Source organism: Solibacillus sp. FSL K6-1781, assembly GCF_038630735.1.
In the GTDB taxonomy this organism is placed as follows: domain Bacteria; phylum Bacillota; class Bacilli; order Bacillales_A; family Planococcaceae; genus Solibacillus; species Solibacillus silvestris.
The window spans coordinates 3,275,244-3,290,895 of the sequence record NZ_CP152038.1; the positions used below are offsets into that span (position 1 = coordinate 3,275,244).

The 15,652-nt window shown below is 39.0% G+C and carries 15 protein-coding genes and 1 riboswitch; of the genes, 3 read left to right on the forward strand and 12 right to left on the reverse strand.

Going from position 1 to position 15,652, the window contains the following annotated elements; genetic code table 11:
• The first annotated feature begins 84 nt into the window (after nucleotides 1–84).
• Entirely contained in the window at nucleotides 85–1,116 is a 1,032-nt protein-coding gene (locus MHH37_RS16590; protein WP_342573850.1) for a restriction endonuclease, read from the forward strand.
• Between the two features lie 143 nt (nucleotides 1,117–1,259).
• Here MHH37_RS16590 and MHH37_RS16595 read toward each other — a convergent pair whose 3' ends face one another.
• The 3 genes from MHH37_RS16595 to MHH37_RS16605 are packed head-to-tail and all read right to left on the reverse strand — an operon-like array spanning nucleotide 1,260 to nucleotide 3,887.
• Nucleotides 1,260–2,585 carry an MFS transporter gene (locus tag MHH37_RS16595; RefSeq protein ID WP_008405295.1) on the reverse strand — a complete coding sequence of 442 codons (1,326 nt, stop codon included), beginning with the start codon at nucleotides 2,583–2,585 and terminating at the stop codon, nucleotides 1,260–1,262.
• Entirely contained in the window at nucleotides 2,582–3,226 is a 645-nt protein-coding gene (locus tag MHH37_RS16600; RefSeq protein ID WP_342573854.1) for a 3-oxoacid CoA-transferase subunit B, read from the reverse strand. Before MHH37_RS16600 ends, MHH37_RS16595 begins: the two co-directional genes overlap by 4 nt.
• On the reverse strand, nucleotides 3,213–3,887 hold the full coding sequence (locus tag MHH37_RS16605; RefSeq protein WP_342576282.1) for a CoA transferase subunit A: 675 nt from the start codon (nucleotides 3,885–3,887) through the stop codon (nucleotides 3,213–3,215). Before MHH37_RS16605 ends, MHH37_RS16600 begins: the two co-directional genes overlap by 14 nt.
• A 102-nt stretch (nucleotides 3,888–3,989) precedes the next feature.
• On the opposite strand from MHH37_RS16605, the gene MHH37_RS16610 reads away from it, so the two are divergent.
• Nucleotides 3,990–4,586, forward strand: a complete 597-nt coding sequence (locus MHH37_RS16610) for a TetR/AcrR family transcriptional regulator (RefSeq protein WP_342573856.1) — start codon at nucleotides 3,990–3,992, stop codon at nucleotides 4,584–4,586.
• Nucleotides 4,587–4,667: 81 nt separating this feature from the next.
• Here the strand turns inward: MHH37_RS16610 and MHH37_RS16615 are convergent, their stop codons facing one another.
• Both MHH37_RS16615 and MHH37_RS16620 read right to left on the reverse strand, forming a co-directional pair.
• Entirely contained in the window at nucleotides 4,668–5,510 is an 843-nt protein-coding gene (locus MHH37_RS16615; RefSeq protein WP_342573857.1) for a hypothetical protein, read from the reverse strand.
• Between the two features lie 172 nt (nucleotides 5,511–5,682).
• Complete coding sequence (locus tag MHH37_RS16620; protein WP_342573859.1) at nucleotides 5,683–7,746, reverse strand: choice-of-anchor I family protein; 2,064 nt, start codon at nucleotides 7,744–7,746, stop codon at nucleotides 5,683–5,685.
• Nucleotides 7,747–8,178: 432 nt separating this feature from the next.
• Between MHH37_RS16620 and MHH37_RS16625 the strand changes: the two genes are divergently transcribed.
• On the forward strand, nucleotides 8,179–8,481 hold the full coding sequence (locus tag MHH37_RS16625) for a DUF1805 domain-containing protein (RefSeq protein WP_065216841.1): 303 nt from the start codon (nucleotides 8,179–8,181) through the stop codon (nucleotides 8,479–8,481).
• Between the two features lie 118 nt (nucleotides 8,482–8,599).
• Here the strand turns inward: MHH37_RS16625 and MHH37_RS16630 are convergent, their stop codons facing one another.
• The 7 genes from MHH37_RS16630 to MHH37_RS16660 form a co-directional block, all read right to left on the reverse strand.
• On the reverse strand, nucleotides 8,600–8,911 hold the full coding sequence (locus MHH37_RS16630; RefSeq protein WP_008405307.1) for a hypothetical protein: 312 nt from the start codon (nucleotides 8,909–8,911) through the stop codon (nucleotides 8,600–8,602).
• A gap of 569 nt (nucleotides 8,912–9,480) precedes the next feature.
• On the reverse strand, nucleotides 9,481–10,539 hold the full coding sequence (gene cobT, locus MHH37_RS16635; RefSeq protein WP_342573861.1) for a nicotinate-nucleotide--dimethylbenzimidazole phosphoribosyltransferase: 1,059 nt from the start codon (nucleotides 10,537–10,539) through the stop codon (nucleotides 9,481–9,483).
• A 92-nt stretch (nucleotides 10,540–10,631) separates the two neighbouring features.
• Nucleotides 10,632–10,812, reverse strand: a riboswitch (cobalamin riboswitch).
• A gap of 125 nt (nucleotides 10,813–10,937) precedes the next feature.
• Nucleotides 10,938–12,146 (reverse strand): hypothetical protein, encoded by a 1,209-nt coding sequence (locus tag MHH37_RS16640; protein ID WP_342573862.1) that lies wholly within the window; start codon nucleotides 12,144–12,146, stop codon nucleotides 10,938–10,940.
• 25 nt (nucleotides 12,147–12,171) lie between these two features.
• A complete protein-coding gene (locus tag MHH37_RS16645) occupies nucleotides 12,172–12,882 on the reverse strand; it encodes a response regulator (protein WP_342573863.1) in 711 nt (236 codons plus the stop codon).
• Nucleotides 12,860–13,636, reverse strand: coding sequence for a histidine kinase (locus MHH37_RS16650; protein WP_008405312.1), 777 nt, complete (start codon nucleotides 13,634–13,636; stop codon nucleotides 12,860–12,862). Before MHH37_RS16650 ends, MHH37_RS16645 begins: the two co-directional genes overlap by 23 nt.
• Before the next feature lie 31 nt (nucleotides 13,637–13,667).
• A complete protein-coding gene (locus MHH37_RS16655; RefSeq protein ID WP_342573865.1) occupies nucleotides 13,668–14,654 on the reverse strand; it encodes a dipeptide ABC transporter ATP-binding protein in 987 nt (328 codons plus the stop codon).
• On the reverse strand, nucleotides 14,651–15,646 hold the full coding sequence (locus tag MHH37_RS16660; RefSeq protein WP_342573867.1) for an ABC transporter ATP-binding protein: 996 nt from the start codon (nucleotides 15,644–15,646) through the stop codon (nucleotides 14,651–14,653). Before MHH37_RS16660 ends, MHH37_RS16655 begins: the two co-directional genes overlap by 4 nt.
• Nucleotides 15,647–15,652: the final 6 nt, after the last annotated feature.

The window sequence follows — 15,652 nt, forward strand, 5'->3', positions numbered from 1 at the left end:
CAATCCAATTCAACCATTCCCTTGAATAAAGAAACACTACGAACTTATAGGGCTGCCTATAAGCATGCAAATTAGACTGTTCCTTTGAGTAAGAAATGGAGCGAATCAGAAGAACAGGAAGCTATGTTCGGAACAACGAGCGGTGAATCATTAGCTCATGAAAGTCAAAAATCTTATCAACTAATATTAAGGAGTGTAACAATGGCCATCCCTACATATGAAAAATTTATGTATCCTCTTCTTGGCTGTTTAAAAGACAGGCAAGAACATACATTAAGTGAACTAAATGAATCACTTATTCAACATTTCAATTTAACAAAAGAAGATTTGGAAGAAATGATTCCTAGTGGTAAGAAAAGTTTATTTGGCAACCGTTTTGGATGGGCTAGAACTTACTTGAAGAATGCCGGACTAATAGAAAGTCCACGAAGAACAGTGTTTAGAATAACGGATAGAGGCTTATCTATTATTAACGATCATACCATTACATATATTAATGATTCAGTATTAAAACAGTTTCCTGAATATCTAGCTTTCAAAAAAGGGTCTTCTTCAAGTGCTGATAATCAAATTGAAGCAGCAAATACTGATACATCAAAAACACCTCTAGAACTTCTAACTGAAAATTACTCCCTCATTAAACAGGCCGTCCAAGAGGAGATACTCGAAAAAATTATGAACAACTCTCCCCAATTCTTCGAGCAGTTAATTGTCGATTTAGTTGTCGCAATGGGTTATGGCGGTTCCGTTGCAGATGCAGGTAAAGCAGTAGGAAAATCCGGTGATGGCGGAATTGATGGGGTTATTAAAGAAGACATTCTCGGTTTGGACAAAATTTATTTACAAGGCAAACGCTGGAGCAACCCGGTATCACGCCCTGACATCCAAGCATTTGTTGGCAGCCTTGTTGGGTTTAAAGCGAATAAAGGAATCTTCATTACAACTTCTCGCTTTACAAAAGAAGCCTTTGATTACGCAGAAGGTATCGACAAATCGCTAATCTTAATTGATGGCCAGCGATTAACAGATTTATTATTTGAATTTAACGTTGGTGTATCTAACGAACAAACTTTTACTATTAAACGAATTGATTTGGATTATTTTGAGGAAATGTAACGTTAGAAAATAAAACATATTAACAATTGAAGAGCAACAATCTTTACGAAAACAGCCAAACAAAAAGTAATGCTGCCCAGAAATAATTTACTGAGCAGCATTTCGCGCTTAGAAGACAGAATAATCAGTCTTTAGAAATTATACTAAGTTAATCGTTTCCCCGATGTTGTTACACGTACTTCTTTATTACCTTCTGCTTCAATTTCGATATTCGCTTTCGGCATTGTTAATAAAATCAGGATACCGACAACTAAAATAATTGCTAATGCAAACATACCTGTTTCTAAAACAAACATACCTAAAATTGTTGGACCTACGAATCCACCAAGTGCTGCAAATGAGTTAACAAGTGCAATTCCTACTGGTGCTGTTGACTCGGTGAAGAAGAATGTTAAATAAGCAAAGAAACTGCCCGTGAAGCCGTATAGTCCTGCTGAAGCTAGTGACAACATGGCAACCATTGGCCATAGAGTCGTAGCGAGTGCACAACCTACGAAACCAACTGTAGCAATAAGCAAACATACTACTAGATGCTGTTTATGCTTTCCTGTCCGGTCAGCGTTAAGCCCGGTAAAGATAATGGCAGGAATACCGACTAACGATGGTAACATAGCCATCCAACCAATTTCCATATTCGTTGTAGTGACTGCAGAGAGTGATTTAATGATTGTTGGTACCCAGAACGATAGACCATATACACCTGTATAGCCGGCAAAATAGAAAAGTGCTAATTTCCAAACCGTTGCATCCTTTAACATTGCTAGTTTAGACGGCTTATTGAGCCTTAATGCCTTTTGTCGCTCTACATTTAATTCGCCTTCCAACCAATTTATTTCTTCCTGTGTCAGCCATTTCGCTTTACTTGGACGATCTGTTAAATAAACTAATGTAATCACACCTAAAACTAATGCTGGAATCCCTTCCAAAATAAACATCCAGCGCCAGCCTTCTAAACTTGCCCAAGCAACGTTATCAATAATCCAGGCTGATAATGGAGCACCGATTAATCCTCCAATCGGCAAGGCTAATAATAAAACTGCTGTTGCTTTACCACGCTCGCGTTCGCGGAACCAATAGGTTAAATATAAAATAATACCAGGAAAGAATCCGGCTTCCGCAACACCTAGTAAAAAGCGTAAAATGTAAAGATGTGTAGCTGATTGCGCAAATCCAGTCAGAATAACAATGATTCCCCAAGAAAGCATTATACGCGCAATCCAAATTCTTGCCCCTACTTTATGCATAATCATATTACTAGGAACTTCAAAGAAGAAGTAACCGATAAAGAAGATACCCGATAATAACCCAAAGACTTCAGCAGTTAATGCTAAATCAGCGTTCATTTCTAACGCAGCAAACCCTAAATTTACACGATCTAAGTAGGCAATGATATACAGGATTAAAATAAACGGTAAAATACGAGTCATCGTTTTTTTCGTCGTCTGTTTCGCTAAAGCGCTTTCATTCATAGCTTTACCCCCATATCTAATTGAATTTTTAACCGGTCTTGCAATTGTTCAATCGTAAGGTCACCTAACAATTCCTTTACAATTACTTTTTCGTCCTCAAATTCAAATACCGCGTATTCAGTTACAAGCATCTCTATCCTGCGTATACCGCTTCTCGGATAAGTTAAGCTTTCTACAATTTTTGGATCGCCATCTTTTGTAAACAAAGTTGCGGCTGCAATTACCTTTTTGGCCCCTACTACTAAATCCATTGCTCCACCTACACCTAAAATCGGTTGCCCCGGTACAGACCAATTGGCAATTTCACCAAAACGATTCACCTGTAAAATTCCTAATACAGCTACATCGATATGGCCCCCTCGGATCATCGCAAAAGAATCGGCACTACTGAAAAACGATGCATCTTTTGTAATCGTAACAGGTTCTTTTCCTGCAGATATTAAATCTGCATCAATCTGATTTTCTGATGGTGGTGGTCCCATTCCTAATAAACCATTCTCTGATTGTAGATAGACATCTTTTCCTTCAATGTAAGAAGTCACTAACGTAGGAATTCCGATGCCCAAATTCACGATTTGACCATCTTGCAACTCCTGCGCAATACGTTTAGCGATAACTGTACGTGGATCAAACGCTGACATAGCGATCCCCCTCTTTCACATAGTTAGACTGCACAATATAATCTACATAAACATGTGGTGTAACAATTGCTTCAGGATCTAATTTGCCTACCTCTAAAATTTCATCAACCTCCACGATGACCGTTTCAGCAGCAGTTGCCATCATAGGATTAAAGTTTCTGGCAGTTGTATGATAAATTAGATTTCCTAATCGATCGGCTGCTTTTGCACGAATTATTGCCACATCGCCCTTGATTGCTTTTTCAAAAATATACGTTTCTCCATCTATAACTCGCTCTTCTTTATTGATTGCCAACTCGGTGCCTACAGCCGTTTTCGTATAGAAGCCACCAATTCCCGCGCCTCCACAACGAATGGCCTCCGCTAATGTACCCTGTGGTAAAAGTTCAATATCTAGCTTACCTTCCGACCAAGCAATAACTGCCTCTCTGTTCATTGTAAAAAATGAACCAATTGCCTTTTCAATCTTCCCTTGTAAAAACAGTTTGTGTAAACCGATCCCATGATCCCCTAAATTATTGCTAACTACATGCAATCCCTTCACATCGGTTTCAGCCATTTGATCAATAATTGTTAATGGTGCGCCTGACAATCCGAATCCCCCTGCTAAAATAACCTGATTGTCCTTGAATAACCCACTTAGTTCTGAAAGATTTTGGATGACTTTGTTTTTCAATTTTAACCCCCCTCATCTTATTAACTAGACTGCAGTCTAATTTTACAATAGAATAAAAGAGAAGTAAATGTATAAAGGATGATTTAATTGATTAAAAGAGAAAATGAAATACATAAAACAGAAAATAAAAGGGAATTCATCATAAGGATTGCCATGCAGTTGTTTAAAGAAAAAGGATATAAAAATGTCAGTGTCGATGAAATTGTACAAGCCTGTAATTCATCCAAAGGTTCGTTTTACCATCACTTTAAGTCAAAGGCTGAAATTTTAAATGAGCACTTTGCCTTGGCAGATAAGTATTATGAACAATTGTATAATGATCTACCAATACAATTATCACCAAAAAGACGATTACAGCTCTTTTTAGAGAACGTATTTATTTATTTAGAAGAAACGTTTGGGCGTGAGTTTTTATCCGTAGTTTACTCTACTTCTTTAGAATCTGAAGCTCATTTATATTTCAGGAATCCTAACCGTAAATTATTTATGTTATTTGAAGCATTAATTACCGAGGTTATTGAAGCAAGCCCATCAAAACCTGCGTTATCACTTAAACAATTAAAACTCGCCTTTACCCAGCTCGCAATGGGCGTCATTTATCATTGGTGTACCTTCCCAGAAGATCAGTCTCTCCAAGAAAGTGGTGCGAGTGCATTACAGCATTATTTAAATGGCTTTTCGTAAAGATTTAAAAATAAACAAAGGACAACCCAAACTCCTTGGATTGTCCTTTGTTATTTGTTGTATGGCACTCTATCTCAAATACTACTCTCTCAACCCTTGCCAGCTTTGCACATAGTGTATACCTACCCCGCTATAATAACGGTTTTTAGCATAATGGCTTGCCACTTGATCGAGTACTTGATTCATCTTGATTTCACCTTCAGCGGCAAATGTTATATATGGCTCATATGGGAAAGGCATTGTTTCAACACCAATAACAACCGGAGTTTGATACTTCTTTGCATAACTCATTTCATTTTTTGTAATGCTCTTTAGTGCGGCAACTGTATTGCGATAGGCCATGATGGAGACGCCGTCTGTATTCGCAATCATCCACTCTGCCAAGTTCCCTTCACCAAATTGGTTATAATATAGCACTTCATCATACCAGAATGGGATATCCGCCTCTAACCTTAGTTCTGTACAGCGTACTTTATAGAGGGCGTGTTGTATTAATTCTTGATACTGACTGACTGCAAGGTTTCGATTCTGTTCCCATAATGCAGATAAATAAGGCTCTACATCTAAATGGACTGCTGTAAATTTCGATGCAGGATATTCCTGATGGTATTGACTGATCCACGCCCAGAACGCATTAAAATTTGCTGTATTCCAATAAGAACCACCATCCAGTGCCTGCACTTCAATATTTGCTTCGCGCATCCTGTTAATAAAGGCTGCGTACATATCATTCGGTATTTCTGGATCAATCTGCAAATAAACGGTCGTTACTTCTTTTTCTATTAGAAACTGGATCGTTTGCTCATCTGTAATCGTATGGGTATGCCAAAGCCAAGTAGATTTTGTATTATTTTGCTGTGCCTGTGCATCATTCATTATAAAAATGACTCCTAACATCATAATAGCAGCGAATAGTTTTTTCAATTACATTCCCCATGTTCATTCGTAGTTGTTATTTTTAGTATAAATCATTGCACTTGTCAGAAGAAAGTATATTTCAAGAATTCTGTGAACTCTGGATTTCATGCAACATTAAAAAATTAAGCTCGCTGCGTTTTCGTCGCAGCGAGCTTGATAGATAGAATGAAACTTAACCTTATTTCAGCAATTTATCCAAAACAACAGCCGCCTGTGCACGTGTCAACGATTGCTTCGGATGAAACTCATTGTTCGTTCCTGTCATAATGCCGGCTGCTTTCAATGAGGCAACAGCTTCCTTGGCATGCGCGGCAATTTTTTCATCGTCCGTATAGACAGGCGCTTCAGCTACTGTGATCTGTCCAGCCGCCTTCAACGCATTGTAGACCGCTACTGCGAATTCTTCACGCGTAATTGGTTTTGCTGCGCCGAATGCTTTGTTGTTTAATGGACTGATGAACTGATTTGCCACTGCCCATGAAACAGCATCTTCTGTTGCAGATGCTTTTATGTCATTGAAGTTCGTAGTGTTACTTGCCGGTGTACCCGCCAATCGGTGCAGCACCAATGCGGCATGTGAACGGCTAAACGGCTTGTTTGGCGCGAATGTTGTCTCATTTACCCCTTTAAATAAACCGCGCTTTGTTACGTTTGCAATTGCTTCTTTATCCGGATGATTTTCAACATCTTTAAATGCGATCGAATCGTCCATTACATTCAACACCGTTACCGTACCACTCACTTCATGACCAACAATTAGCTGCGACTTGTCTTCCTTCGTAATGACGGCCATTCCTTCTGGGGAAACATCACCTTTAATATCATCCGAGAAGTCACGTAAGTTCAGATAGTCTACAAATTTTGCACTTGCCGGTTTTGTGATGTTGTACATCATGACACCACCGATGCGCTCCAGTCCAATGTATGCAAAGATTTCATCACCTACTTTGCCGATCTTTACATCTTCCGGCTCGGGTCCTTTTTTACCGCTGCGATTATCAAGTTTCACGTTCGTATTACTTGCGTTGAAATGTTCGGGATGATGCTGTGCTGTCATTGATTCAAAATCGCTGCCGCTATCGAACACGACATCCATTGTCTCAGCATCAAAGATAGCAAATGAACGTGCACCGAAAATATAGTCCTGCCCTTCTACAAAACCGTCGTAGCCAGACGTATCATATGTTACGATTTCTTCTTCCGTTTCGATTTCATTCAAATGGAAGTTTTCGCTGTCTTCCTCACCCCATTCGCGTCCATCGCCTTCATTGGCCGTGATGAGATAATCTTTGCCGTTAATCGTCACTGTTGCCATTCCATCGGGCATATAGATACCGAAGTAGTTTTCATTTTTAATCTCGATTTTGCCGTCTTTCAATAAGTCGATTTCATTGCCGGGCTTGCTGTGGTCTTTGAAGCCAAGCCCTTTCACAGATACCACTTCATTTGATGTTAAGTCAATTGTGGCAACGGCATTGTTTTCCTGTAACGCGACATACGCCATTGTGCTCGCTTCATTAACAGCTATGTATTCCGGCTCCAGATCTTCAGAAGCATTTGTATTTTTCTTTAAAATGACGTTGTCCGCAACGAGCTCAGCACGTTTTTCTGCTGTATCGAATGCTTCGAAGAAAAGTGTTTCTTCTGTTAATGCGTCAAAGCCGTTTGCTGTATTAATAACAGAAATGCTGCCTTTCGGGTCAACAATATCCGCGCCATAGCCTTCACGCGGCTCCCCCTCATTTGCTGTTAAAAGCTTCGTCCCGTCCGTTGTGAATGTAATATTGTCCGGCTGAATGCCTACTTTTGTCGCGCCAAGAAGCTTGCCATCCCCCGTTAGTACAACAGCATAACCGGCAGTGTTGTAGCCTTTTGCCTGTACCGACACCGCAATTACATTTTCTTTCGGGTGTACCGTAATGCTTGTTAAATCACCGTATTCAAATGTTTGGTCGAATGTGGCAATTGTTTTGGCGATATCGATCGAAAGGAAAGGCTTTAACGTCATGGCCTCATCTTTTGTATAGTTGAGTGAGATTGCTTCAATTTTCTTCGTTTCGCCATTTACAATATACGTTGCATGGGTGTACGGGTTATACGCAACAATTTCCGTGGTACCACCATCTTCATTTTGAACACCGGAGTCATAACGTGCATCTAAACTTAACGCAGCTTCTGCGACAATGGCAGGCGTAGTGACCGCCGCTCCAATAAGAGCCGCAGCTAGTAATTTCTTAGACATAGACAACATTCCACCTTTACATTTTTTCTTAGTGTAAGGGTGGAATATTAAGTTCATATGAATTAATTGTAAGAGATTGTAAGTATTATTATCACTGCATGTAATTAAAGGCCGGGAAAGTAGAAAGTTCCGGCTTAAAAGTACAAAGGACCGATGCAAAAGTAGAACTCTGCGTCATGAATATAGAACGAGGACTGATGAAAGTGGAACAAACCGGCTCAAAAGTAGAAGGCTTCGGGATAAGTAGAAGATTCTAGCTTGAAAGTTGAACAGTTCGGTCCGAAAGTAGAACTTAGTACCTTATTGTAGAAAGTAAATTGAGAAATGCGGACCAAAGCAGTCGCTCTTTTGAAGTAACCTGCATAATTTCCCCAAAAACAAGTACCAATTTCTAATTGTTTCATATGATTTATATGAAAGGGGGAGAAGGTTATCGTCTATACGGAAACGATTGATCTTCAAGGTCATTTATTTACTGCGGTAACGGTTCAATTACCTAAAACAACATTACTGACAATTTCGAATGAGCATGGCTACATTATGTGCGGTGCACTCGATGTTGGTCTGTTAAATGAAAAGTTGGCCGATCGCAAAATCATTGCGGGTCGTGCAGTAGGTGTTCGAACGATCGATGACTTACTTAAAGCGCCACTAGAATCCGTGACATACGAAGCAAGAGCGTACGGTATTGAAGAAGGTATGATTGGCGAAGAAGCATTATTAAAAATGATTTAGTTACATTGTAAGCTCTCAGGTGATGAGTTCCACCCCAAAAAAAGTTCCATGCAAAAACCGCTCTTTCAATTTCTTGAAAAAGCGGTCTATCTATTTTTATTGACGTGATTACGTACAATTAGATTGCTTTATTATAATAGGAAGCTTTTGACCCTTTACTTCTTTTCACGGCTAGAAGCTCTTCTAATTTTTGAATATATTCACGGTCTGCCGATATTCTTGTAAGGCTTGTTAATAAATATGGTCTTAATCCGGAATTGATTTTTTGGCAACGCGCAAGATTAATCAAATACTTGGCCATCTTAAATGACTTTAAGTGCGTATGTCCATTTTTAAATTCCTTCTTCGTATTGACGACCATAAATTCCTGCTTGCGCCCTTTATAAAAAGGAATAATAATAAACTCATCTTTTTTGAAAATTTGATTCATATTATCCTCATCCTTTTCGAATATATTCAAAAACGACCTTTCACATACGGAGAAATAGTGATCACCCCGTTTCTCTTAATGCCCCTCCCGCCTCTCCTTTTTATTGGTCTTACTTCTCCTTACCCTATTTACCGGTTACTTTATTCCAAGTTCCATCCAAAAAGCACTTTTTTAGCTATTATTAACAATTCGAATATGTTTTTACATTTGGTTAATATAGGATATTACGGAGGGAATGCAAATGACAGGACAATCGCTTGCATTTCACTGAATTTTCTGTAAAATTAAATCAAGTTCTATTCATTCCCCGAATGTTTTGGTCGCACATAACATTTTCAGCGGATTGGATAGGGCTTTTCTTTATGATTTCTTTACTTACTCAATAAAACAAAATAGTTCCGCTTATTTGGTACTTTACTGGTAAAACAAATGGAATAGACTGAAAAACTCCATTTATTTCTATGGAATACCGAATTCATAAAAAAAAACTACATTAAAAGTTCCTGTCACTTTTAATGTAGCCCGTTTACGTAATTTTATTTTACGAATTTCATGTCTTGAAGATTTTTCTACTTGGCTACTAAAAGCGCTGCCGCTTCCTCCAACGTCACCATATTTGTAATCATCGAACATGCTGCATCTAGAATCGGGAACGTTAGTGCAGCACCTGATCCTTCTCCAAGTCTCATATTCATATGCAGCATTGGCTCTAATCCTAGAAGCTCAGCTGCGATTTTTGCACCCGGCTCTTCCGATAAATGTGACGGAATCAAATACGCTTTCACATTCGGATTTAACTTAGAGGCGATTAATGCGGAAACCGTTGAAATGTACCCGTCAACAACGACCGGTACACGATTTGCTGCAGCTGCAAGGAAGATTCCGGCCATCCCGCAAATTTCCAGTCCGCCTACTTTTGCTACAACATCAATCGGATCTTCGGCGTTTGGCTCGTTCAAGGCAATCGCTTTTCGAATGACTTCGGCTTTATATTCGATACCTCCAGCTCCGACACCAGCTCCAAAGCCCGTTACTGCCAGCGGATCACAGCCGTGAAGCACTGAAAGCACCGCAGCACTCGGTGTCGTATTCCCGATACCCATTTCCCCGGTACCAATGAGATTGATACCGTTTTGGATCGCTTCTGTTGCGACTTCAATTCCTACTTCAATCGCTTGAATCGCTTCTTCTCGGGTCATTGCTGGACCTTTCGCCATATTGTCTGTCCCGTATTTGACCTTTTTAATGATTACCCCAGCATCTTGAGGTAAATCTTCTTTTACACCGATATCTACCGGAATGACTTGTGCATTCGAAATTTTCGCAATCGTACACATCCCTGTCGTCCCTTTTGGAAATGATAATGTTTGGAAAACCGTTGTACTTTGCGGATTTGGCGTTACGCCCTCCTCATACACCCCGTGATCCGCAGCCATGACGATCACCGCTTTATTATCGATTTTAGGCGCAAGGTCACCCGTAATTGTGGCGATTTGCAGAGCTAGTGATTCGAGCTTCCCTAGGCTTTGTGGTGGTTTGGCTAAAGAGTTTATGTACGTACGTGCTTTTTCTTCCATTTGTCGGTCGATTCCTTGAATTTGATCAATTGTTTGCTGTAATAATTGCATGTTTCGTTTCCCCTATCTAAATGTATTTTTGACAATAAAAAAGCCTGCAGTTTATTCGATAACAAATAAACTACAGACATATCCAGTGTCTATAAACAGTAAGCGTATTAGGCAGGTCTCCTGGCTCAGATTCACAATTTCATAGCCCCTTCCCAGATGTAAATCCAGTGGGTTTTGCTATGCAACTCCTCTATACAGTGTTGGGATTACGCTAAAGCTTTTCACTTTATTCCCTATTCTCCCTTAACGGGCACCTAATGCTTGATGAATTTAACATTACTTTATGACGAATGACTACTTTCGTCAAGGGTCGTTTTTTAGTAATCTGCCATGTTGATCTACTCGGGAGCATATAAATTTATTTCTATATTTTCCTTAACAGACAAAAAGGTAACGTGTTAAAATTTCCCTGCCCGCTCTAGAGAATTAGGTTGTTTATATGCAAAGTAATAGGATAAAAACCCTAATAACAACTGCATGAAGATTGTTAATAATATATTGTTCGACATATAGTAAAGACCTTGCCCGAATATTACCAAACTGATGAAATACAAATAAATATTTTTTGGAAGCTTCAGGCTAGTAAATAGGAACATTACAAACAACGGCATCAACGCTACGTAAATTAACCCGAAATATATGATGATGTCCAGCAAGTGAATGGACTCCACAAAAATAATACTGAATAAAATACCGATCAGAAAAAGAATTGTTAGTCCGTTAGATTCTCCATTATTTAGATTCCGCATGGATTTCACGCTGACTAAAAGAGGCGCTAAAATCGACATCAAACAAAATGCCGCAAATAAATAACTTAACGCATTTGATTCTTCAATATGTAAATACGATAATAATAGCATTTCAATATTTTCAAAAGGTCCTTGATAAATAGCGATCAACAGAATGGCGGTTAACGAAAAGCTTATCAATATTTTAATAACTCCAGTAATTAACAGTGCGATGGACCTTTTAGACTTTTCGATTAAAGATATCGTATACCACGTAGGCAAATCAACTAGAACATGGCAGCATGCGATAATGAACAGTGCGATGTAGAACGGCACATAGCTGCTGTCTTTGAAATACAGTAAATAAGGGTGATATAAGCGGATTCCTTCATACACCTCTGTTGAACCGTTTAATATAAAATAATAGATTGGGATAATGGTCAGTGTGACAAAAAGCAAAATCGAATACATCAGTGCAATCGACTGGGTAGCTTTTATAGAAGCTATATAGCAAATAACTACCATTATCCCGATTGTAATAAATGTCCAATAAATCCCGTTTGACCCGAAAAATATTTGGTAAAAGGTAGACAGCACGACGATTTGCACAATCCAAAGTTCTAATTGGACAAAATAGCAAACAATTTTTATAAATCGTTTATTAGCAACACCACTTAACTTGCTATAGCTTTCCTCGAAAAAGTTTTTCATATTGCTACGATTGATTTTTTTCATGAAGAATGACAGAAAGATCAGTGCTGTACCATACGCGCAGTTTAATATAATCGCAAATAAAATACCAAACTTTACAAGTGACTGTTCCGAAGATAATAAAGCATTCCCTGTAATCCACCGCACTAATAATAAAATCGTACCCATCGAAGTACCTACCCATATTACATTGCTAGCTATTTTCATGCTGCATACCTAGCCGAGATCTTAATCTGTACTCTCTCGGTGTTATACCAAACTTCTTTTTAAAAGCGACACTTAAATAATGTTGGCTATTAAATCCGCACTTTTCTGCAATTTCCGAAATACTGTGTTCTTTTTCGCTTGCCAGAAGCTGCGTAACTTTCTCAAGGCGATACCGATTCAAATATTCATTTAAACCGATTTTTTGCGTCTCTAAAAACTTGCGGCTTAAATAGCTTGGGTTTATAAAGATTTTTTTGGCGATATCATTCACAGTTAGTTTTTCGCTGTAGTTTTCGTGAATAATGTCCAAGGCGCTTTGAATTGTAGAATCTTTTGAGTTCCAATGATCATATTTATTGATGACCCGCATCAAGTCGTCTTCGATAATCGGTTTTGTCAAATAATCTTCTACCCCGATGCGAATAGCCTTCTGGGCAAACTCAAAACTTTGGTAGGCTGTGACCATGACAATTCGGGTCTTATATAGTGCTTTTAAATCCTTTGCCAATTCCAATCCGGATTTCCCTGGCATATGGATATCCAAAAAAATGAGCTCGATTTTAGTTTTTTTAGCAATTTGTAGTGCTTGTGAGGCATCGTATGCTTTAAAAATCGTCCAATTGGGGAAATGAGGTGATATCAAATATTCCAGCTGCTCTACTTCTAAATGTTCATCATCTATTAATAAAATATTCATCTTCCACCTCGTGTCTAATCGTATCTGGAATCGTTATTTCAATACTGTAATAGGACGCTGTTTCGTCAATATGAACACGATAATTGTTGCGCCCGTAAAGATGCTCTAATCTTGAATAAATATTTTGAAGCCCGTGACCGCTTCGTTCGATTTGTTTTTCATATTGTACGGGTTGCTTGGAGTTTTTCACACGAATTTCCAACTGATTTTCTAATTTTTGAATCGTAATATCAAGCTGGTGTTGGCCCGGATTCACTTCAAATTCATGCTTATACGCGTTTTCGATAATCGTCTGCAAAATAAATGGTGGCACGAGCCGATCCTTCACTAGATCGTCAATGTTCCGCTCAATGAGCACTCTGTCACGGAATCGGTAATTTTGTATTGTTAAATAATGTTCAATCAATTCAATTTCCGTTTCGATTGGCGTGACGACATCATGCTCTTTAAAATGAAACTTCAAAAATTGCGAAAGACTTTCAATCGCCAATATCAAATCTTTTTTTCTGTCCAGCCTCGCTAAACTTAATACCGTATTCAATGTGTTAAAAAAGAAATGTGGCTTAATCCGCTGAGTCAATTTTATATAGTTTACTGTATGTAAATCTTTTTCGAGTTCGAGCGCACGCTTTGCTTCCTTTAAAACATTGATTTGCTTTTCAAAAATTGAAATAAACCCCAATAGCATTGAAGCTATAATTGGGGCTAATACACAAATAAAAATAAAAATATTGAACGTATCTAGTTGAAACATTGCCGTGTGCTCCTAAAATGAATTACTACCATTAAATCAATTTTTCCCAATGGTGACAAGTTACTTCTTGATTATTTTGAACATTCTGCATAGCAGGCTCTTCTGTTTTGCATTGTTCTGTAGCAAACGGGCAACGAGTATGGAAACGGCATCCTGAAGGTGGCGATAGTGGAGATGGAACATCGCCTTTCAATAAAATTCGTTCTTTCCGGTTCACTTTTTCAAACGTAGGAATCGCAGAAAATAAAGCTTTCGTATAAGGATGTTTCGGTGTATTGAATAAATTGTCCTTCGAAGCAATTTCTACAATTTTACCTAAATACATCACAATTACGCGGTCCGATATATGTCTCACAACACTTAAATCATGGGAGATGAAAAGCAGTGTCAACCCTAATTCCCGTTGCAGTTTTTTCAAAAGGTTTAATATTTGCGCCTGAATCGAGACGTCCAATGCAGATACGGATTCATCACAAATAATAATTTTTGGATTAACCGAAAGCGCTCTTGCAATCCCTATACGCTGTCTTTGTCCACCGGAAAACTCATGCGGATACCGATCCAAATACTCCGGACGTAAACCGACCAATTGCATCAGTTCGACCATTCTACCTTCCTGCAAATCTTTCGGCACTACCTTTTGAATGGTCATCGCTTCTGACAGCATTTGACGGATTGTTCTTCGCGGGTTTAAAGAAGCAAAGGGATCCTGGAAAATAATTTGAATGTCCTTACGCATAACATTCAATTGTTTAGTCGATTTGCTTAATAGATCTTCGCCAAATAATTTAATCGAACCGCTTGTAGGCTCGTCCAATCGTAAAATAGATCGTCCGGTTGTCGATTTTCCGCAGCCTGATTCACCGACAATACTTAATGTCTCCCCTTCGTACAACTCAAAAGAAATATTATCGACCGCTTTTACTACTTGTTTTTCTCCAAATAATTTATCGCGCTTCACATTAAAGTATTGCTTCAATTCCTTTACTTCCAAAATGGGCTCTTTCATCGTCTTCATGCATTGCCACCCCATTCATTTGTATATTTAAAGCAACGAACTGTTCTGCCTTCCCCCATTTGAACTAAATCCGGTTGTTTCGTTCTGCAAATTGCCGCAGCAAATTGGCAGCGTTCCGCAAACCTGCAGCCAATGGGATAGTGATACGGGCTTGGCACACTTCCTTCAATCGTTGCCAAATCTTCCTGGTCGCCATGCAATTTAGGAATGGAATCAATCAACCCGTTTGTGTAAGGATGAAGCGGCCCCTCGAAAATGCTATCTGCCGATCCTTCTTCAATAATTTGACCTGCGTACATGACCGCTACTTTATCGCACATTTCCGCCACTACTCCCAAGTCATGGGTAATAAAAATAATACTCATGCCAAGCTTTTGCTGCAGTTCTTTTAAAATTTCTAAAATTTGTGCCTGTATCGTTACGTCCAGTGCAGTTGTCGGCTCATCCGCGATTAAAACTTCGGGATTGCAAGCTAACGCCATCGCAATCATGACACGTTGTCTCATACCGCCACTCAATTGAAACGGTTCTTGTTTAGCCCGTTTTTCAGGTGCGGGAATTCCGACAAGCTCCAGCATTTCTACTGCTTTACGCCATGCCTCTTTTCTAGAAAGATTCTGATGTAATCGCAGCGACTCCGCTATTTGTTCGCCGACAGTTAGTACTGGATTTAAACTTGTCATCGGCTCCTGAAAAATCATGGAAATCTTATTGCCGCGCACTTTGCGTAACTGTTCATTATCCATTGCAATTATGTTCTCATTGTTCAGTAAAATTTCGCCATCAACGATTTTCCCCGGGGGTGTCGGTATTAACCTTAAAATAGAAAGAGATGTCATGGATTTGCCGCAACCCGATTCACCTACAATGCCTAAAGTCTCCCCTTTTTTCAGATGGAAAGATACTCCATCAACAGCTTTTGCTATGCCTTCTTCCGTAAAAAAATGCGTCTTTAAGTTTTTAACTTCCAATACTGTTGTTTCCATTGTCATTTCCAT

Coding starts and splice junctions, on each gene's coding strand:
- MHH37_RS16595 (WP_008405295.1), bottom strand. CDS start 2,585: ATGAATGAAAGCGCTTTAGCGAAACAGACGACGAAAAAAACGATGACT.
- MHH37_RS16600 (WP_342573854.1), bottom strand. CDS start 3,226: ATGTCAGCGTTTGATCCACGTACAGTTATCGCTAAACGTATTGCGCAG.
- MHH37_RS16620 (WP_342573859.1), bottom strand. CDS start 7,746: ATGTCTAAGAAATTACTAGCTGCGGCTCTTATTGGAGCGGCGGTCACT.
- MHH37_RS16630 (WP_008405307.1), bottom strand. CDS start 8,911: ATGAATCAAATTTTCAAAAAAGATGAGTTTATTATTATTCCTTTTTAT.
- cobT (WP_342573861.1), bottom strand. CDS start 10,539: ATGCAATTATTACAGCAAACAATTGATCAAATTCAAGGAATCGACCGA.
- MHH37_RS16640 (WP_342573862.1), bottom strand. CDS start 12,146: ATGGGTACGATTTTATTATTAGTGCGGTGGATTACAGGGAATGCTTTA.
- MHH37_RS16645 (WP_342573863.1), bottom strand. CDS start 12,882: ATGAATATTTTATTAATAGATGATGAACATTTAGAAGTAGAGCAGCTG.
- MHH37_RS16650 (WP_008405312.1), bottom strand. CDS start 13,636: ATGTTTCAACTAGATACGTTCAATATTTTTATTTTTATTTGTGTATTA.
- MHH37_RS16655 (WP_342573865.1), bottom strand. CDS start 14,654: ATGAAGACGATGAAAGAGCCCATTTTGGAAGTAAAGGAATTGAAGCAA.
- MHH37_RS16660 (WP_342573867.1), bottom strand. CDS start 15,646: ATGACAATGGAAACAACAGTATTGGAAGTTAAAAACTTAAAGACGCAT.